The following is a 19,287-nucleotide window of genomic DNA, read 5'->3' as shown; positions in this document are numbered from 1 at the left end:
TAATTAAAAGAATATATAAAATCGTCTTAAGTACCATATTCTATCACCTCAAAGTCATCTAACTATTATAGTTATACTTCTTTCAGTTCTTACTCCTCGACAGTAGCAACTGGGTTCTCCGGTCTGGAACTCCAATCGCTCCAGTTGTCCGTTATGCCGTGAAAATGGTTTTAGATCAGGAGCCTTGGGCGTGTACAGAGCTTTGTGATCCGCCAACTTCATTGTATCCTCGCCCACGATGATCGAGAGTTGTTGTTCCCGCAGCAGCCAAGCTAGCCAACCTATCAGAAAGCTTAGGCACTTTTATCCCCACCACTGCCATCAAAAAATAATTAAAAAGAGACCGCCCCTTTAGTATACAGTAAATGCTTTAAGGGGCGGTCTTTTTCCATTTTTTAGAGAAAACTTTGTCATCGCACTTCCCTGTTCTCTTCTCGGTATTCCCGTGGTGATAGTCCAATTAATTTGCGGAATAGCTTCGAAAAATAATGCAAAGATGAAAAACCATGCTTATCTGCGATCTCAGTAATGCTCAGATCCGTAAACAGGAGATCGTCCTTCACCCGATTGATTCTGAATTGGATGACATACTGTGTAGGTGGCAATCCAGTTGCCTGTTTGAACAAATCAAAAAAGTAACCACGGCTTATGCGTAGCTCTCTGTAATATACTTCCAAAGGCTGCAGATTGCCTTGTATCAAGTCCTGATCCAATCGCTCGAGCAACTTGGACATGCGAAGATTGGGGATATGCTCCTCTTTCAGCGCAAATGTGAGGTAAAACTCGATAAACTGCTGGAAATTGCTCTGTACCTTTAAGCTGCGTACGAACGTCCGATCGTTTGTATATTTATTTTCGGTATAAAACTTTTCAAAGTAATCTATCCACAAGCGCAGCTTCTCGACATTCATATGCTCGGGTAAAGAAAAGGGAAAAGTTGGTCCGATTAAAGCAGGATCAAGAGTAGATTCATCATAACAGATCCTGCTAGGATCGATGAACTCGACCCGACGATCTATGTATGACCAGTCGAAATAACAGCAGACGTGGACCATCGGATCCTCTTTGTCGGCAACCCAATGATGGGGCTGCCCTGCTGGTATGTACACGAGAGAGCCGACTGTTGCTTCATAAGTACGACCACACGTGTGAATGACACCTTTTCCCTCACTGATCAAATAGAGTGAGGAGGCATAACAGATCCGATTGTTAGCAGACTGTCCCTTGGAGAATGGGTACCTGGTTGCATAGTACACGTAAGGATGTAAGTCGGCGAAATCCATAGACGATCACCACCTTGTTCGAAAATCTAATAATTGATATGACGATTGTACAAATAATTGACGATTTTGCAAATACAAAAAAAGCCGCATACTGTAACATTTCTAAGTAAGAACATAGATTTCCAAGGAGGTACTACCATGATAGAAAGTAACTATTTGTTGACTGATGAGCAAATGATGCAATTTATTACGAAAGGCTATCTTGTACTTCAGAACGATATTCCTGAGCAGCTTCATCAGAGCATCATGAACCAAGTCAATCACGTTATGCATAATGAGGGCAATCCTGGAAACAACATACTACCCCGTGTACCGGACATACAGCAGCTTTTCGATACACCTACCGTCAAGGGAGCCTTAAGCAGTGTACTAGGTTCTGATTATTACATGCATCCACATCGCCACTGCCATTACAACCAACCGGGTAATGCGACGCCAGGTGGCGGGCAATGGCATAAAGACGGCTATTGGTCTTCCATGCGCAGCCATCGACCTTGGTGGGCGATGATCTTCTATTACACCCACGATATTACCGAAGATTTAGGACCTACTGCAATCATGCCGGGCACCCAATACTACGAAAAATTTCTCGGCGACCGCGGTGAGACACTGCTCCCCACAGGGAAAGCAGGCACTATGGTGCTCGTGCATTTCGACTTGTGGCATAGAGCATCGCTTAATGTATCCGAATTAGATCGTTATATGCTTAAGTTTCAATTTCTCAGATTGAGCGCACCGGAGATTCCGACCTGGAATCATCAGAGCAGTGAGATGATTGTGCCGGAAGGAACGCCAGCAATCCACATGAATTTATGGCAAGACGTATGGGATTGGCTCCGCGGTGAACAATCGGCAAAGCAAGCTGACACAATAAGTGAAGAGCGATTGTTGGCATTACGGCAAGAGCTTGAGTCAGAGGAGGAAATCACCTCTTTGAATGCAGCCTATGCGCTTGGACAACTTGGTACACAAGGGATCGATGAGCTAATCGGGCAAATCATTAGCGGATCGAACCTGACGGCAGGACGGGCTGCATATGGATTGCAAGGTGCTGGCATCGAGGCAATTCCCGAGCTTCTTCGTGTTACGAAGCATGAGGATGAGAAGCGCAGGGCGTTGGCGATTTTTGTACTCGGGATGATCGGATCATCCGAGGGTGAAGTGGTTTCCTCACTTATCTCAAGCTTACAGGATGAGAGTGAATGGGTTCGTCGAAATGCCGTTGAATCATTAGGCATGATCAAGCATACTGGTGAACAGGCAGCTTCGGCATTAGCAAATGTATTGAAGGATTCTCTAAAATGCGAAACTAACGATGCTTCACAAGCAAATAAGACGGTGAATTACGTAGCATCTCAGACCTACATTACCAATAAAATCGGATATACGGCAGCGCTCTCCCTGCTTCGCATAGGTAAATCAGGCAATGTACAAGAAATTGCCCGATCCTTGGAGCAAGCGCTTTACAGCAATGACCGTTACGTCAAAGCTTATGCAGCGGAAGCACTCACCCATCTGCGAACGGAAGAAGCGGTTGATATCTTGATCCGTTTTTATCGCTCATCCCGCTGGTGCCCGGATACGAGTAAAGTCAGTACCTTCTAGAACTCCCCCTTACTAACGATAAGCAAGCGTAATCGAAAAGGAGCCAACCCATAAGGTTGACTCCTTTTCGATTTACGTGTTTCTCCCATGACACACCTCATCCTTTTTTATGATTATTATAAAGGGTGTTCCTTAGTCTAACTCCCAAACTGGTGCAATAAGCACATATGCGTGCTTACAGAAGAGTAATATTGGTTACTTTGAGGCTGTAAGAGCAAATATGCGCTTACAGCCATTTTTCGAGGTATCGCACACGCCGAATTGGTGCAATAAGCACATATGCGTGCTTACAGAAGAGTAATATTGGTTACTTTGAGGTTGTAAGAGCAAATATGCGCTTACAGCCATTTTCGAGGTGTCGCATACGCCAAACTGGTGCAATAAGCACATATGCGTGCTTACAGAAGAGTAATATTGGTTACTTTGAGGCTGTAAGAGCAAATATGCGCTTACAGCCATTTTTCGAGGTATCGTATACGCCGAATTGGTGCAATAAGCACATATGCGTGCTTACAGAAGAGTAACATTGGTTACTTTGAGGCTGTAAGAGCAAATACGTGCTTACAGCGATTTTTCGAGGTATCGCATACGCCAAACTGGTGCAATAAGCACATATGTGTGCTTACAGAAGGGTAACATTGGTTACTTTGAGGTTGTAAGAGCAAATATGCGCTTACAGCCATTTTTCGAGGTATCGCATACGCCAAACTGGTGCAATAAGCACATATGCGTGCTTACAGATGAGTAATATTGGTTACTTTGAGGTTGTAAAAGCAAATATGCGCTTACAGCCATATTTCGGAGTAGCGAATACGCCAAACTGGTGCAATAAGCACATATGTGTGCTTACGGAAGAGTAACCTAGGTTACTTTGAGGTTGTAAGAGCAAATACGTGCTTACAGCGATTTTTCGAGGTATCGCATAGTCTTCCCTCCAAAATAAATAGCCCGAAACCGGGCTATCTTGATTTACAGTATGCTTAGTCTCAAACGTGTTCAATCCCAGATATCAGAAAAGGAATGGCCGACTTAATAAATTCTTCCGGCGATAATTCCTTACGACTTCTCCGCCACTCCACAGAAGCTCCATAAACTCCCCAACTTAAAATGACAGCTGTAATTTTTAGAGATTCATCCTCTTCTGTTCTATGTTGTTTTCGCAACATTCCATTGAAAATGATTTCAAGCTGTTCCCTAATAATACGGGCTATGGTCTCATCGTATCCTCTATGACACCGACTGGATAACGCTCTTTGAAAATCCGTTATGGCCACGAAGATATCAATGATCGATGCTTCATTTAGTTCGCTTTTCTCGAAGTCTATGGAATTCAAATTAATCAATAAAACTTCCGATAATACCTTGTCTAACAAGTCATATATATCTTCAAAGTGATAATAGAACGTTGCACGATTAATATTAGCCTCTGTTGTAATATCCTTAACGGTAATATCCTTGAATTCTTTTTTCCCTGAAAGTTCAATAAAAGAGTCCATGATTAACTTACGAGTTCTTAAAATTCGGGGATCTGTCTTTGACTGAGTCATCTCATGTCCTCCCTCCAACTTTTTTAACAATTGTATCAATGTGTTGCATAAACGACAAATCGAATGATCTGTTGGTGTTCCGATTGATTGATTATGGTTAGAATTTGATTGTAAAACATAGCGATGATTCTAGTAACGCTTGTTTATGATACTTCAAGGAGGCAACAATCATGGTAAATGAGGATAAACGAATGGCGAACGATAATCATATGATTTGTGATTTAGAAACAGGTGTATGTGGAGTAGCTGGGGAGGAAGAAATAGAGATTATCGATTTTAATCAACCCCAAAAATCCATTGAAGTTTATTATGTAACGGATCCAATTTGCTCTCACTGCTGGGCGCTTGATCCTGTTCTTCGTCGTTTTAAAGAGCAGCATGGACATTATTTCAACTTTCATACGGTTATGGGTGGATTGCTGGAAAAATGGAGTGATGAGCCTGTCGACCCACGTAACGGAATCTCAGGACCTGCTGACGTCTTCGGCCACTGGAGAGAGGTTGGAGAATATTCGCGCATGCCGATTGACGGTTCACTGATGCTCGACAATCCGGTCCAATCCTCCTTCCCGCCTTCTCGTGTATTTAAAGTGATTCAAAAAAATTATAACGATGCATTAGCCTATAATTACTTAAGACGATCACGAGAAGCTCTGTTCGCATTTAATCGAAATATCGCCGATGAATCTATCATGATAGACATCGTAAATCAGCTTGGACTTGATGGAGAAGCTATTGTTCAAGATGCCGAACAACAAACCGGCCAACAATTATTGAATGAAGATTTTAGTCTCGCTAGAAGCCTTGGAGCTAGAGGTTTCCCGACGATCATTATGATCAACGAGGAAAATAAAGGATTGAAAATCGTAGGTAGTCGTCCGTTTGAGTCCTATGTTGAGGGCCTAAAGCAAATTCTAAATACGGATGAAATACAACCAAAGCAACAACCATCTCTTTCTAACCTGCTTGAAAAAGAAAAGCTATTATTTTCTAAAGAAATTGAAGTTATGTATGATATTGAAAAGTCGGAAATCAACGCTTTTGTTGAAAAAGAACTTTCACCAAGCAGTTATCAAGTGAAGGAGCTTCTAGGGGAATCCTATTTTACAACCACGAAATAATAATGGAGAAAGTCTTATTGACTCAGTCCTCAGTTCGACTGTTGTCTGACTGATGAAATTTCCAAAAACCATTTTAAACAATATGTTGATTTTTCGTTGACTTGCCCCAAACGATCTTCACTTGTTGATTCAATGCATACCTTTTTTTGAGAAAATAAAAATTGTATACCAGCTGTACGTTAACTCCGTGTTGACTTCGGGGAACAAAAAAACATCGCCAAGGCATAGAAGCTGCATGGCGATGTTTTCGTCAATAAAGTACGATTGTACGTCTTTCTGTTCTTACTCTTCTCCCGTCGCAACCGGATTCCCCTCATAAGAAATCCAATCACTCCAGCTCCCCGCATACAAGCGCACTTTCGTGAAGCCTGCTTCCTCTAGCGCAATGACATTTGGCGTGGCCGTGACGCCCGAGCCGCAATACACGATCAGATCACCGTTCTTGTCCAGATCATGGAACCGATCAGCTTGAGCAGCGACGTCCTTCCACGCGCCGGATTCCGTTAGACCGTCTTTCCAGAAACGGTTAATCGCGCCCGGAATGTGGCCTGCGACGCGGTCGATCGGCTCAACCTCGCCGCGGTAGCGAGGAGCTTCGCGCGAGTCGATGATCGTTACGCCCTCGCTGCCCAGCAGCTCCCTGACCTCATCCATTTCCACTAGCATACTGTGCTGCACCGTTGCAAGGTATGGCGCAGACTGCACCGCTTCCTTCTCGGTTGCTACCGCCAGCCCTTCTTTGGCCCAAGCCGAGAAGCCGTTGTCCAGCACATAGACCTGCTCATGCCCCATATACTTCAGCAGCCACCACAGCCTGGAAGCCATCGCTCCACCTTGATCGTCATAAGCGACCACAATCGAATCGTTGCTTATGCCAGCCCTGCCGAACGTCATCGTCATTTCAAAGATATCCGGAAGCGGATGGCGTCCGCCATGTTCCTCGACCTCGCCGGACAGATCCTTCTCCAGGTCCATATAAACAGCCCCCGGAATATGCGACTCCTCATACGCTCTGAGCCCTGCACCCGGATCATCCAAACGAAAACGGCAATCCGCGATGACTAGTTTCGGCTCACCCATTTTCTCCTTCAACCATTCCAACGACACGATGTTATTCATTCCGACTCGCCTCTTTCGTTCATTTATGTAATCCATTATGGAACCTTTAGCCTTAGATTGCTCCGTTAGCCTTCATATCTATAGTATATGGTGTGATTCCAATCTTCAATGGAGCGCTTCAGCTAATTATAAAACAAAGACCGAGAGTCTCTCCACTGAGGAGGCTCCCGGCCTGCTTTTCCTAATTCTAGATCACTTAGTTGCAATCGCAATCGTTCAGGTCGTCCTGTACCCTATCCCGCGTAAATGCAGCTGGCGGTTGTTATTATTTAATCATCTGAAATACTTGCTCGACATCTTTGTCACCACGGCCGGAAAGGTTAACAATAAGGATCTGATCCTGGCCCATCGTCGGCGCCAGCTTCTTCGCATATGCAATCGCGTGCGCGCTCTCCAGAGCAGGGATAATCCCTTCCGTACGGGACAGTTCTTGGAACGCTTCCAGCACTTCCTCATTGGTAACCGTCGCATATTCGGCGCGTCCCGTCACCTTCAAGTGGCTATGCTCCGGCCCGATACCCGGATAATCGAGCCCCGCGGCGATCGAATACGTCTTCCGCGGCTGACCTTCCTCGTCCAGCAGTACCAAACACTTGAAGCCATGAATCATGCCCGGAACGCCTTCCGTTAAGGTTGGGGCTTGATCGGGTTCAACGCCGATCAGGCGAACACTCGGCTCGTCAATGTAATGAGCGAATGCTCCAATCGCATTGCTGCCGCCGCCAGCACAGGCTACCACCGCATCTGGCAGTCGACCTTCCTTCTCCAAAATCTGCTGCTTCGACTCTTCGCTGATAACCGCCTGAAAATGCTTGACCATCGTCGGAAACGGATGCGGACCAACCGCGGAACCGAGTAAATAAAACGTATTTTTATAATTGCGAACCAGATCGCCCAGCGCTTCATCCACGGCATCCTTCAGTCGACCCTGACCTTTATCAACTGGCACGACAGTAGCACCAAGCAGTTCCATTCGGAACACATTGAGCGCCTGACGGCGCATATCTTCAGCTCCCATGTAGATGACGCATTCCATATTAAACATTGCGCAGGCAGTCGCAGTTGCGACTCCGTGCTGACCGGCACCTGTCTCAGCGATAATCCGCCTCGCGCCCATCCGCTTGGCGAGCAGAATCTGACCAATGGCGTTGTTGATCTTATGCGCCCCAGTATGATTCAAATCTTCACGCTTTAAGTATATTTTGGGTCCTCCCCATACTTTGGACAACCGCTCCGCATACGTCAGTGGGCTCTTGCGGCCAACATATTCACGCAGGTAATAGCTAAGCTCTTCCTGGAAGTCCGGATCGTCTCTGAACTTGTAAAATTGCTCGCTCAAATAGTTTAGAACTTCCTGCAATTCCGGTGGAACGAAGCTGCCTCCGAATTCCCCGAAGTACCCCTCTTGCTGCAACTGTTGGTCCATAAAGTAAGCGCCTCCATACAATAAAATGATAATCTATCAAAACTATATTACCATAAATCCCAGTTATATTTTATATACGATTACAAGATATCATTAACCGGGCGCAGACAAAAACTCCTCGAATCTACAAGATTCAAGGAGTTTCTTTGTTTATTGGGTTGTCGGTTCGCCCACTTTCCTCCTCGCCCACCGCAACCGAGTTCCCGCTATCAGAGCTCCAATCTCCGTTCGAGCATACGGTGCGATAGCGAAGGACGGCCCGGTTATTACTGCACTTTGGAGGTAGAGAGCCGCGAATGCAGGAAACCGGTCAAGATGTCATCCAATTGCCCATCGACGGCGAGCGGCGAGTACATCCACCATCTAGAATAGGGCAGAACCTTGACTCGGTCGTTACGTACGGCGGTCAAGTTCTGCCATCGTTCGGTTTGCACGAATTGGGAATACGATTCCTCGGCCTGCGGATCTTGAGCGTTTACCATGACGAAAATCCAATCGGCATCGTATTCGACGATCTTCTCAAAAGGCTGCGGCTCCGAAAAGGCGTTAGTGCCGTTATAGTCGTCTATGAAGCTTTGAATGAGCGGATGCGGAATGAACTGAAGCGAACGGTATAAGGTATGCCCAATATTGCGATCGCCTGCCACTCGAAACGAATTTCGTTCGATGACGAATGCGGCGCATGTCGGTTGGCTTCCAATATGAAGCCGCATCCATTCTTGGGCCAGGCCAACCTTCTCAAAATGCGCGTACAGCCATGCCTGAGCAACCTGACGCATGTCAAGGACCGCCGACACGCTGTTTAACTGCTGGTATACATCATGGGATTGCCATGGAATCCGAACGACTTCTGCAATCTGTGAGAATTGCTCATATTCGCCCTTCGTCATATGCTCATAGCCTAATATGAAATCGGGCTCCATGGCGTCGACGGCTTCCATGTCGATCGGCGACCAAGCGAACGATTGCATGTCAGATAATCGCGGACGCACAAAATCATTCCGATGAAGATGGTAGTCAGGCGCACCGATCGGCGTAATCCCTAACGCTAGCAAGTGCGAGGTGTACAAAAGTCCGATGACGCGCGGCTGCCGATTCTTCACATAAACGGACGGCGATACGCCTTCCTGCTGCTTGAACCTGCGGCTGAAATAAAATTCGTCGCGGAAGCCAACCTGATTCGCGACGGAAAACATGTCCTGCGATGAAGTTCTTAGCAGTTTCTTAGCTTTTTCGATACGAATCCGGTACAAATAGTCCATCGGACTGCATCCCGCAACCTGTTTGAATAGATGAGAGTATTGTCTAACACCGATACAAGCCATGGCAGACAAGTCGGTCAACTTAATGGGAAGGTGGAAGTTCCTCTGCATATAGGATATCGTTTGTTCCACGGCGTCTTTGGAATCGATAGGTTCCTCGCGGCCGACGATGGTTAGTAAGGCATGCAGCGCTTCCTGCAGTACGATGTTTCGTTTGAATTTATCCAGTCCGTTGAAGGATGTTTTGAAGCCGCTTAGCGTATCCATCATCGAGATGAACGCGGACAGGGGATGAACAGAAACCGCTCGGTTTCCGAATTTGGCCAAATCCTCTTCGCCTGAGTTCGTTCTGCCGCTCGAGGATATTTCAAAGGACACGGCATGGACGTGTAGGGTCTGCCCTGCTACTTGGACGAATTCAACTCTAGTTTCAGGAGTGAACAAGATGCATTGGCCCTTGCGTATCGAGCAGGGGTGCCCGTCGATTAGGACCGTCCCTGCACCTTGATAGCATAGCCATAGCATATGCGCGGCAGCGGCGAAAGGAGCTTGCGGCGCACTTAAGTCATAACAGCAAACTTCGTGGCCGCGCCACCGAAAATGCAGCTCATCGTAAGCCCCATCCATTCTCTCGTTCAACACGATTGAAGCCCCCCTTGAAGTGATAACAATTCTCAATTATTGATTGTACTATAGTTATGGCAAGCAGAAAAGACCCCTACGTCATAGGGGTCTTTCTGTATGGCAATCCATTTACTTTTTGTTTTGGAATAAAGCGACCGCTTCGTCCAGCAGGGCGTCAGTCGAGAATAACGTGTACGACCACCATTTGTCATGAGGGATGATGAAAACATTCCCTTTTTGGACTGCGGGCAGGCTCTTCCATATCGCCGATTTCTGCATTTCCTCGAAAAATTGCTGCGAACCAGGCTGGGTATCATTTACTTTTACCAGAAGATAGTCGGAAGTTAGGTCGGGAAGCTTCTCCATCGACTGGCCCTCCGTATAGACTAAATATCCACCATTCTTGTCGATTTGCTCTTGGATGTACGGAAGCCGCTTCAAGCCCAGCAGGTCATGAAGCACGAAACCTATATTTCTGTTGCCTGCCACTTGGAACTTATCCTTGAAGATTTCGATTGCGGCCACGGTCTCCCCTTCTCCGACAATCGTTTTCATTTGTTCTTTGTTGGATGCGACTTTCTCCTCGTGTTTCTTAATCCATGCTTCCGCCTCTTCGTTCTTGTCGACGATATCGGCAACGAAACGCAATTGATCATACAAATTGGATTCCCAAGGATAGAGAACGGTGGGGGCGATCTTCTCCAGTTGCTCGACAACTTCCGGTGCTACGAATGAAGAAGCGATAATCAAGTCCGGCTCCAATGCGGTTACGGCTTCCATGTCGGGAGGATAATCTCCCGCAATCTGGATCTCGCCCATATATTCGTTCAAATAATAATCTTGTTCGATTTCGTATTTAAGCCCACCTACGGGTGTTATGCCAAGAGCCAGCAACTGGGTTGTCGCGCTTACCGAGAAAATGCGCTGCGGGTTAACAGGAATTTCCTTGGTGCCCATTGCGTCCGTAAACGATTTGGTCTGAGGGGAAGCTGACGGTGACGGCTCTCCGCTCTCCGTCGCTTGAGTAGTATTCGAATTTGTAGCTGCAGGCCCGTTATCCGCTTGCTTGCCACAGCCCGCAACGATCAACATAATCAGTATGAAGCTTAGTCCGGCAATGAACATGGTTTTTGTGTTTCGAAGGTTCATGATGTTCTCCTCGCTTATTAGATGATAATGAGAATTGTTTTCACTCACTAGACTATACAAAAATGCAATCTTCATGGACATGGAGAAATAGGCGATTTTATTTATACAATATAGAACATTCTTTTGAAGGAGACGATTAAGCCGGAGGGCATGTAAGCAAGTTCGGGTGTCTGGTCAATTCCTGCGACAGAACAACTATACTAGTGACGAGAGGCTAGGCGCGCATATGTTAAAAAAGACACCCCCAAGGTGTCTTTTCCTTCTGCTATTCGTATGCAAAAGCCAGCGCTTGAAAGGCACTGGCATTTTCGCTGTATTAAGAGCTAATTCGTAGTTGAGGTTAGTTCCTTGTTCGACGTCCGGCCAAGCAGATTTAGAAATTCCCGCATAAATCCAGGGAGATCAGGCCATGCGTGACCCGATACTAAATTTCCATCTACATGTAGTGTCTCACTTGCATATTCTGCACCGAGTGATTCGACTTCCAGCTTGCACGCATTGTACGCCGTTAACGTTCTGCCTTTGAAGTAGGAACGATCGGGCAGCGCCAGGAATACCTGAGCACCGTGACAAATTGCGCCTACAGGCTTGTCGGCTTCCAGAAAGTGCTGGACAATTCGCGGAAGGTCCTGATCGTTGCGGATGAACTCAGGAGCGCGTCCGCCTGGGATAATCAAGGCATCGTAGTCAGCAGGCTCCACGTCCGCAAAGGCTATATCAGACGGCAGCTGATGAGCTGGCTTCTCCGAATAAGTATCCCATCCCTCGATGAAGTCGTGGCATACCGTATTCAATGTCTTCTTCCTCGGCGAAGCGATCACCGCCTCGTAGCCCTCTTCCTTCACCCGATAGAATGGATAATAAACCTCCAGAACCTCTGCACCGTCACCGGTTAGAATAAGCACGCGTTTGGACATTTTACCCTCTCCCAACTGTAAATTTATGTAACACCATTTTCTATTATGGGGATAATCTGCAAACACCGTCAATGGTCCTTAAGAACGGGAGGAAGATGTCAAATTACGCAAAAACACGTCGTACCAGCAGGTAAGCTGCAGATACGACGTGTTTATAATAGTTGAAACCTAATAGGATAAGTTAAGGCTTTAATACAGATAGGAGCAACTCGTTTTCACCTGAAATAGGTGTAACTTCTGATGACAAATCCAAATCCTTCACAAAGACGGAATCACCGATATTCATGCCGCTGATATCATATTCTATCACCGACGGCAAATGCCTTGGCAAAGCTTCTACCTCAACAAACTCGGACTGAAGTTGCACGACCCCGCCCTGCTTCATTCCGATTGGTTTGCCTATGAACTTTACCGGAATCTTTGTGCGAACGATTTCATTAGTCTGCACTTGCTGGAAATCAACATGAATCAAGTCACGCGTTACCGGATCTCGCTGAAGATCCTCAAGCAGTACGGACACCGAATCTTTCCCATCAAGCTGTATATCGATAAAACCAGATGCACCTTGCTTCAACCACCTATGAAATTCTATCGTTGAAATATGAATCATCTCATTGTCTACATTTCTACCAAACACAATACCTGGCAGTCGTCCTGATTTACGTAGATTACGAAGCCCTGATGTATTCAAATGTGTACGTTTCTCTGCTTGCATAAATGTTGTCATGCTTAACTCTCTCCTCTTTATTAAAAGATTTTTGCGCTGGTTCCTTAGCCGCTGAATCTTCCCCGCTAGGGGATAAAGAGCGAAACATAGCATCACCACCTCCATGTTCTGCCGATTATGGCACAATACATTTAATGTAAAACTTCCGTAAATATACAGCAAGGCACCCCACTTCGGAAAGTGGAATGCCTGTCTGTAACCCACACCATATCATAGAAACGTCACTTTGTCTAATCAAGATGCTGGCCAATTACGGGCGAAAGGCCCGGCATCTTTTGTGTATTTGAGAAGAAGATCTATTTGCACTTACCTTCCATTCGAATGCCATGTACACGGTACGAAGTTAGGTTTGTTTGGGCGTACGATTTCTATCACTCCAGCTATCGGTTTTCTTACAACGATTAACTTCGAATTTTTTTGCAAATCTCGTACCGTTCTCCATGAAATTATCTTGAAACTTTCATTTACAAACAATGTTTTAATATCCCGGTCATTATACAATTTTGCCAAGAAACCCAATCGTTCCAGTTGGAAGTTTTACCCTCAACCATAGTGATTCACGACAAATTAAGGTGTAAATATTACCAATTTCGTGTTATAGTCGTATAGTTCCAGTTCATGAGACATATTACCCATAGGAGTGAGTTAATTGAAAAAAGCAATTATTATGTTAATGCTATTTGCAACATTATTCAGTATATTTCCGGTTATTGGAAATGCAACTTCTCGATCAGATGGAAAGGAAATTGTCGAATTAACAAAAGGGATAGAGCACAAACTTAATGAGAAAGGCTTCGTAACTTATGTGAATTTAGATGATTTACCGGAAGATGTGGCCGATAACTTTAGACGGATTGGCGTTGTTAGCTATAGGGGTTCAAAACCCGACATCTCTCGTTTTAAATGGGTCGATTTCATTTCCACGTCTAGTTTATATGATGATACAAGAGGATATGGATCAGGATTATCTCAATCAGGGGCTTATTATCCTATGACTATCTTATATGACGTAGATAACATGCCATTAGCATATCAGATTGGAACAATTGAATTTACAGGAAACACTTCTGATACCGGCTCTTCAGGTACTGGTAGTAATGCTTCACTAGATCACTTGGAAGCTACTGAGCAGGAAATTGTTCTTGGAGTAGGTAAATCTCAAAAGATTAAAGTGTATGCTATATATACGAACGGTGAAGAAAAGGAAGTAACTGCTGATAAGGGGTTAGTTATTCGGTCCGAATCAGCCGCTATAGCCGATATTAAAAAAGGGGTAGTCACTGCCGGAAACAAAGTAGGATCAACGAATCTAGTTATTACTTATTTAGGGAAAAAATTAACGATTAACGTTAAAGTAACAAAAGATGCTGCTATGTCGATTAAAGCATCCACTAAGAAAACAATATTAACCGTTGGCGACACGAAGCAAATTAAGCTAACAGGCACTTTTTCAGATGGTAAAGCCAAAGATATAACGAATTTAGCAGTTTGGACAACAGACGACAGTGACATAGCGGACATTGATTCTGGCGAAGTTGAAGCGGTAGCGGAAGGAACGACAACCATAACTGCTAATTATAATGGTCTTACAGTAGCTATTGAAGTAACCGTTATCTCAGAAGAAGAGGAGGAAGCCATTCAATATGTGTCCCTAGTAGCTTCTAATAAGAACATTAAACTTCTTCCTGGTGACGAGAAAACAATTCGTATTTATGGTTTAACAGAGGATGGTCAGAAAGTAGAAGTGACAGATGAAGTATTATGGCAAACTAGTAAAAGTGACGTAGTTGATGCAGATTCAGGCATATTGACTGCGGGTAAACCAGGTAAGGCAGTTGTTTATGTAAGCCATGGCTCGACGGAGTTTTCATTTAATGTAGAGGTAATAAAAGAAAAGGCTGTCAAAGCTATTATTTCAAGCCCATCAAAGATTGAAATTAAAAAAGGATCAGAAAAACAGTTGATTGCAGAAGCACTATATATTGATAACGTTAAGATTGATGTGACCGATCGCGCTGTTTGGACTGTTAAGAATGATAGCATTCTAGAGGTTGACGGTGGTACTGTAAAGGCATTGAAAAAAGGCAAAACAATCATTACAGTAAAATACAAAGGTAAGTTTACAAACATTGAAGCTACTGTGAAATAGCTCATTATGATGACCCGCTATGTGAATACTTAGCGGGTCTTTTCTATTTCAGTTGACTCCGGATATCTCGGCTTAATAAGACTAACTTAGTTTTTTAAGCCCAGCCCACGCGTTCTTCCGCTTCTTATAGATCGTGCACCTGACGTCATCGCGGTGTCCACAATGAGAGATACGTGATACCCGAATGGGGCTAGGCTCAATCTGTCATGCAAGTTAAATGGATTCAGCCCCATTTGAATGTCTGGGACTGAATCGCCTGTTATTTATCTACTCTTGGGAAAAAGCTGATTCGTCTTTAATCTCCTCTTGAAAACCTTGTATACTTTCTCTGCGGCGTGCATTTTTTTCTTCGATTTGGTTACGTTCCGTGCTGTTGATTTCGGATGAAAATTCGTTTAAGTAATTTTCAGCTTCTTCCATGTTTTCCTTTGTATTTTGGATACTTTGCTGTAAATGCTCAACATTATCTGCCCGATTATCCGGTTTTGCCATTATTTATCGCCTCCTGGTAATTGCGCTCCTTGGAGCACAAAAATTAGTTTAATCATTAACGGACAATTTTATGTAAGAATAAAGTTGCTTTAAAATTTCATAAAGAAACTAAACCCAAGCATCGTTCGAATATCCGCGAGCCTCCCAGTATCCCACATGCTCCCCTTTAATCAGCTCAATTCGATTTAACCATTTTACTGACTTGTAAGCGTACATTTTCGGTACGACAAGACGTACCGGACCGCCAAGATCGCTCGGAATCGGCTTGCCGTCATGCATGATCACCACCATAACATCGTCCATGTCGGCCTGATCTAGCGTCAGCGTATCTGTATATACCCCATCACCTGAGTAAAGCTTCACCGTTTGAGCACCTTGCTGCACACCCGCCATTTTCAGCAGCTCTTTCAGTGGAATACCCTCCCATGTGTTTTTGTAAACCGACCAACCGGTAACACAATGAAAATCACTAACCTGCACCGTTCGCTTAAGCGCCACGAACTGCTCCCAATTCCATTTCAATGGCTTATCTACCAGTCCATCTATCGTAAAATTCCAATCCGCATTTGTAAAAGAAGGGATCGGCGTTACTGTATACACACGGAACTGCCCAATCGCGCCTCCCCCCATCGGCGGAGCAGAAGCAGGCAGCGGCTGTGGTGCCGGCAGCAGCATATTCGTATCTTTCTCGATCAGCTTATCGATAGTTTGTCCACCGCCCACGCTTCCAAGCGAAGTACCAAGCCATTTCAGAAAAGAAGGCCCGATTGTAACAGCCAAACCTAAGCCAATTGCTCCGCGAATGAACGCTTTCCGCGTATAAACCGCCTGAGGTGCTCCCGCTGGATGGATGCCATCCGCTTCCTGCTGCTCGTTTCTGATTGTACGGCGATTCGGCTCTTTCAACCATTTGACCCTCGTAATGGAATGATAAATGATATAAGGAAGGCCGATCCATGTAAGCAAATCATGTACGACTAACGCAGCATTGGACACCCCCGGCCCCACCGCTCTAAATTGCCAAAGCAGTACGCCTGATCCGAACCAGCCAAGCAAAAGACCAAGCACGATGAGTACATTGAATCGCTGCCAAGGCTTTTGCTTAAGCTGCTTCCAATGCTTGCCCGCCAGCGCCAGATAGTAGAAGACTGGGAGAATAGAGGCTATACCGACAACCACATGCGCCCACTTAATCCATACGCGAACCTCACCGAGAACGCCGCGCCAGAAACCGCCTACCAATATCAGTCCGGTTAATGCCAAAATAACGACAATCCAGCCGTTCCAAGCATGCAGTGAAACGAGCTTTTTACCATAACCCTTGCGAATCCGTTCCATTAGTCCGCTCATCGGTTAGCCTCCAATTTTGCTCTATCGTTTTCGAAAAGTGTGAATATATATCGAAACGGTTTTTGTATTGCCGTCATTATACAATATTATAACGCTGTTGAGACGCTGATACGACTCAAACGTGATTGAATTAAGCTATATCACAGCAAGCTATTGACTCTTTGTTGATTCAGAGCAAGAGCATAAAAAAAACACCGCCCAAGGCATACGGCCTACTTAGCGATGTATCAAATCCTACATATGGTGTACCAACTTTCCGCTTAAATCGAACCCAATATAAAATAAAGCAAGAAGAAAAATGCGATGACATACATCGTAATAGATACTTCTTTCTTCCGACCCGTGACCAGCTTCAAAATCGGGTACGCAATGAAACCAAACGCAATCCCATTCGCAATGCTAAAGGATAGCGGCATAATTGCCATCATCAGATAAGCTGGAAAAGCTTCTGTAAAATCATTGAACAGAATCTCCTTAATGCTCTGAAACATAAGGCAGCCAACAATGATGAGTACAGGCGCAATCGCACTGTTTGGAATTATTTTGAAAAGAGGAATGAGAAACAAAGCAGGAATAAACAGAATTCCCGTTGTAAAAGAGGTTAGCCCCGTCCTCCCGCCTGATGCAATACCTGTTGCAGACTCAGCTGCTGTCGTCATCGGGCTACAACCAAGAAGCCCTGCACTTATAACCGAGACAGAGTTAGCCTGAAAAGACTTGCGAAACTTTGCCTTGTCTGGAAGCATCCCTAGCTGCGCTCCCATATTTTGAAAAATAATGACCATCGATAACGAAAAAACAGCTGTCCAAAAATTAAGCGTACCTATTCCACTAAAGTCCAAGGCAAAAAACAACTCTCCGTATCCATTAAAGGAAATACTGAAATCACGCAAAGTTGAAAAGTCGACGATACCAAGCAGCGCACCAATGCCTGTGCCTGCGATAATGGCAATTAAGAAGCTGCCTTTTACATTTCGCATGAAAAGCGGTATCGCAATCAATAAAGTCAATATAGTCGTTAGTGCATAGGGATCACTCAGCTTCGCCAAAGTAACGAAAGTTCCTTCGCTCGCAACGATAATTCCCCCATTTTTTAATCCTAGAAAAGCAATAAAAAGACCAATACCGGCGGTCATGGCGTTAATCATCGACGTCGGGATCGAGCGCGATAAATAGTCAGCCCCTTTCGTTACCGCAGTTAACATAAATACAACACCCGCTAAAAATACAGCCGCAAGTGCTTGCTGCCACGTAAGTCCTAACGAGAATACCAAAGTAAAAACAAAAAATGCATTGTCCCCCATCCCAGGGACGAGAATTAACGGTGAATTCGCCCAAAGTGCCATCAGCATACAACCGATAAAAGAGCAGATTACCGTAACAATCGTTGCTGCTTCATAGGGCATGCCGGCTAGCTGCAAGATGGCTCCATTCACCGCAATGATATAGGCAACCGTCATAAATGAAGTTGTTCCTGCAACTAATTCCGTACGTACCGTAGAATTTTCTTTTTTAATATGGAACATTTTCTGCAATCGACTTTCCAAAGTATAACCACCTTTTATCGTTTCCCAACATCATAAGGTTCCCCTAATGCTTTGGGTGAACGAGCTTTCCCTACCGCTCCAATTAATACGAGTAATGTTAAAACATATGGTAGCATATAGAAGAACTCATTTGGAATGCTAGCCGCAAACTCAAAGATTTGCAATTGGTCCTTTGCTGCCTGAGCTAAACCAAAAAATAATGAAGCAAGCATCACACCAATAGGATTCCATTTCCCAAAAATAACAGCCGCTAGCGCAATATAGCCTTGTCCTGAAATGGTATTAAAAGCAAAGTTGCCATTTGAGGTAAGTACAATCGTTGCTCCGCCAAGTGCTGCAAGCGATCCGCTTAAAATAACAGCGATGTAGCGCGTGCGATTTACTTTTATTCCAACCGTATCTGCCGCACTTGGATGTTCACCAACAGAACGAAGCCGGAGTCCGCCTGAGGTCTTAAATAAATAAGTGAATAGGACGATGACTAATGCAATGGCAATATACGTAGTCGGATAGGCATTGAAGAACACATTTCCAATGAACGGAATGTCGCTTAAATAGGGAATCGTCACCTTATGAAATACAGTTGTTAGAAGCGGTGTTTCTGCTGACCCGTCAAAAAGTAATTTTACGAAAAAGAACGTGGAGCTTGCTGCGAGAATATTGATGACAACCCCGCTCACAACCTGATTCGCCTTAAACGTAATCGAGGCGACCGCATGAATGCTAGAAAAGATAATTGTAAATAGGAAGGCTCCGAGTAAGCCAAGCCAAGGTGAGAATCCGCCAAAGCCCGCTATTTCTGCATAATGAGTCGTTATTGCAGAGAAGAAGGCTCCCGATACCATAAACCCTTCCAGTCCAATATTAATGACTCCTGAGCGTTCGGAAATGAGTCCACCGAGTGCGGCAAAGATAAGAGCAGTTGAGAATACGAGCGTCCCATTCAGTAAATTTCCAATTATCTCCATC

At 44.8% G+C, this 19,287-nt stretch carries 15 protein-coding genes; 3 read left to right on the top strand and 12 right to left on the bottom strand.

Annotated elements, in window-relative coordinates; translation table 11 throughout:
- Positions 1 to 410 precede the first annotated feature (410 nt).
- Positions 411 to 1,283, bottom strand: coding sequence for a helix-turn-helix domain-containing protein (locus AC0YN6_RS25670; RefSeq protein WP_475750477.1), 873 nt, complete (start codon positions 1,281 to 1,283; stop codon positions 411 to 413).
- Between the two features lie 138 nt (positions 1,284 to 1,421).
- On the opposite strand from AC0YN6_RS25670, the gene AC0YN6_RS25665 reads away from it, so the two are divergent.
- Entirely contained in the window at positions 1,422 to 2,888 is a 1,467-nt protein-coding gene (locus AC0YN6_RS25665) for a HEAT repeat domain-containing protein (RefSeq protein WP_475750476.1), read from the top strand.
- A 986-nt stretch (positions 2,889 to 3,874) separates the two neighbouring features.
- Here the strand turns inward: AC0YN6_RS25665 and AC0YN6_RS25660 are convergent.
- On the bottom strand, positions 3,875 to 4,435 hold the full coding sequence (locus AC0YN6_RS25660; protein ID WP_475750475.1) for a TetR/AcrR family transcriptional regulator: 561 nt from the start codon (positions 4,433 to 4,435) through the stop codon (positions 3,875 to 3,877).
- A gap of 170 nt (positions 4,436 to 4,605) precedes the next feature.
- Between AC0YN6_RS25660 and AC0YN6_RS25655 the strand changes: the two genes are divergently transcribed.
- Positions 4,606 to 5,556, top strand: coding sequence for a DsbA family protein (locus AC0YN6_RS25655; protein WP_475750474.1), 951 nt, complete (start codon positions 4,606 to 4,608; stop codon positions 5,554 to 5,556).
- A gap of 282 nt (positions 5,557 to 5,838) precedes the next feature.
- On the opposite strand, the gene AC0YN6_RS25650 is transcribed toward AC0YN6_RS25655, so the two are convergent.
- The 6 genes from AC0YN6_RS25650 to AC0YN6_RS25625 form a co-directional block, all read right to left on the bottom strand.
- Entirely contained in the window at positions 5,839 to 6,675 is an 837-nt protein-coding gene (locus AC0YN6_RS25650) for a sulfurtransferase (protein ID WP_475750516.1), read from the bottom strand.
- A 265-nt stretch (positions 6,676 to 6,940) separates the two neighbouring features.
- A complete protein-coding gene (gene trpB / locus AC0YN6_RS25645) occupies positions 6,941 to 8,101 on the bottom strand; it encodes a tryptophan synthase subunit beta (protein WP_475750472.1) in 1,161 nt (386 codons plus the stop codon).
- A 266-nt stretch (positions 8,102 to 8,367) separates the two neighbouring features.
- Positions 8,368 to 10,005: a helix-turn-helix domain-containing protein gene (locus tag AC0YN6_RS25640; protein WP_475750471.1), complete on the bottom strand. Its 1,638-nt coding sequence runs from the start codon at positions 10,003 to 10,005 to the stop codon at positions 8,368 to 8,370.
- Positions 10,006 to 10,116: 111 nt separating this feature from the next.
- Positions 10,117 to 11,136: an ABC transporter substrate-binding protein gene (locus AC0YN6_RS25635; protein ID WP_475750469.1), complete on the bottom strand. Its 1,020-nt coding sequence runs from the start codon at positions 11,134 to 11,136 to the stop codon at positions 10,117 to 10,119.
- A 323-nt stretch (positions 11,137 to 11,459) separates the two neighbouring features.
- Positions 11,460 to 12,053, bottom strand: a complete 594-nt coding sequence (locus tag AC0YN6_RS25630; RefSeq protein ID WP_475750467.1) for a DJ-1/PfpI family protein — start codon at positions 12,051 to 12,053, stop codon at positions 11,460 to 11,462.
- Between the two features lie 181 nt (positions 12,054 to 12,234).
- Positions 12,235 to 12,780 (bottom strand): 50S ribosomal protein L25, encoded by a 546-nt coding sequence (locus tag AC0YN6_RS25625; RefSeq protein WP_475750465.1) that lies wholly within the window; start codon positions 12,778 to 12,780, stop codon positions 12,235 to 12,237.
- Between the two features lie 649 nt (positions 12,781 to 13,429).
- Here AC0YN6_RS25625 and AC0YN6_RS25620 point away from each other — a divergent pair.
- Positions 13,430 to 14,929, top strand: coding sequence for an Ig-like domain-containing protein (locus AC0YN6_RS25620; protein WP_475750464.1), 1,500 nt, complete (start codon positions 13,430 to 13,432; stop codon positions 14,927 to 14,929).
- Between the two features lie 267 nt (positions 14,930 to 15,196).
- On the opposite strand, the gene tlp is transcribed toward AC0YN6_RS25620, so the two are convergent.
- The 4 genes from tlp to AC0YN6_RS25600 all read right to left on the bottom strand — a co-directional run bounded on the left by tlp (position 15,197) and on the right by AC0YN6_RS25600 (position 19,286).
- Positions 15,197 to 15,421 (bottom strand): small acid-soluble spore protein Tlp, encoded by a 225-nt coding sequence (gene tlp, locus AC0YN6_RS25615; RefSeq protein ID WP_475750462.1) that lies wholly within the window; start codon positions 15,419 to 15,421, stop codon positions 15,197 to 15,199.
- Between the two features lie 108 nt (positions 15,422 to 15,529).
- Positions 15,530 to 16,771: a molybdopterin-dependent oxidoreductase gene (locus tag AC0YN6_RS25610; protein ID WP_475750460.1), complete on the bottom strand. Its 1,242-nt coding sequence runs from the start codon at positions 16,769 to 16,771 to the stop codon at positions 15,530 to 15,532.
- A 260-nt stretch (positions 16,772 to 17,031) separates the two neighbouring features.
- A complete protein-coding gene (locus tag AC0YN6_RS25605; protein ID WP_475750458.1) occupies positions 17,032 to 18,318 on the bottom strand; it encodes an NCS2 family permease in 1,287 nt (428 codons plus the stop codon).
- A gap of 14 nt (positions 18,319 to 18,332) precedes the next feature.
- Entirely contained in the window at positions 18,333 to 19,286 is a 954-nt protein-coding gene (locus tag AC0YN6_RS25600; protein WP_475750456.1) for an ABC transporter permease, read from the bottom strand.
- Position 19,287 lies beyond the last annotated feature (1 nt).

This window comes from Paenibacillus sp. J22P15, assembly GCF_056269345.1.
This window is presented reverse-complemented; position numbering and strand designations above follow the sequence as displayed.

Bases quoted from the DNA above. Each gene is read 5' to 3' on its own strand.
- AC0YN6_RS25670 (WP_475750477.1), bottom strand. From the start codon at position 1,283: ATGGATTTCGCCGACTTACATCCTTACGTGTACTATGCAACCAGGTAC.
- AC0YN6_RS25665 (WP_475750476.1), top strand. From the start codon at position 1,422: ATGATAGAAAGTAACTATTTGTTGACTGATGAGCAAATGATGCAATTT.
- AC0YN6_RS25660 (WP_475750475.1), bottom strand. From the start codon at position 4,435: ATGACTCAGTCAAAGACAGATCCCCGAATTTTAAGAACTCGTAAGTTA.
- AC0YN6_RS25655 (WP_475750474.1), top strand. From the start codon at position 4,606: ATGGTAAATGAGGATAAACGAATGGCGAACGATAATCATATGATTTGT.
- AC0YN6_RS25650 (WP_475750516.1), bottom strand. From the start codon at position 6,675: ATGAATAACATCGTGTCGTTGGAATGGTTGAAGGAGAAAATGGGTGAG.
- trpB (WP_475750472.1), bottom strand. From the start codon at position 8,101: ATGGACCAACAGTTGCAGCAAGAGGGGTACTTCGGGGAATTCGGAGGC.
- AC0YN6_RS25635 (WP_475750469.1), bottom strand. From the start codon at position 11,136: ATGAACCTTCGAAACACAAAAACCATGTTCATTGCCGGACTAAGCTTC.
- AC0YN6_RS25630 (WP_475750467.1), bottom strand. From the start codon at position 12,053: ATGTCCAAACGCGTGCTTATTCTAACCGGTGACGGTGCAGAGGTTCTG.
- AC0YN6_RS25625 (WP_475750465.1), bottom strand. From the start codon at position 12,780: ATGACAACATTTATGCAAGCAGAGAAACGTACACATTTGAATACATCA.
- tlp (WP_475750462.1), bottom strand. From the start codon at position 15,421: ATGGCAAAACCGGATAATCGGGCAGATAATGTTGAGCATTTACAGCAA.
- AC0YN6_RS25610 (WP_475750460.1), bottom strand. From the start codon at position 16,771: ATGAGCGGACTAATGGAACGGATTCGCAAGGGTTATGGTAAAAAGCTC.
- AC0YN6_RS25600 (WP_475750456.1), bottom strand. From the start codon at position 19,286: ATGGAGATAATTGGAAATTTACTGAATGGGACGCTCGTATTCTCAACT.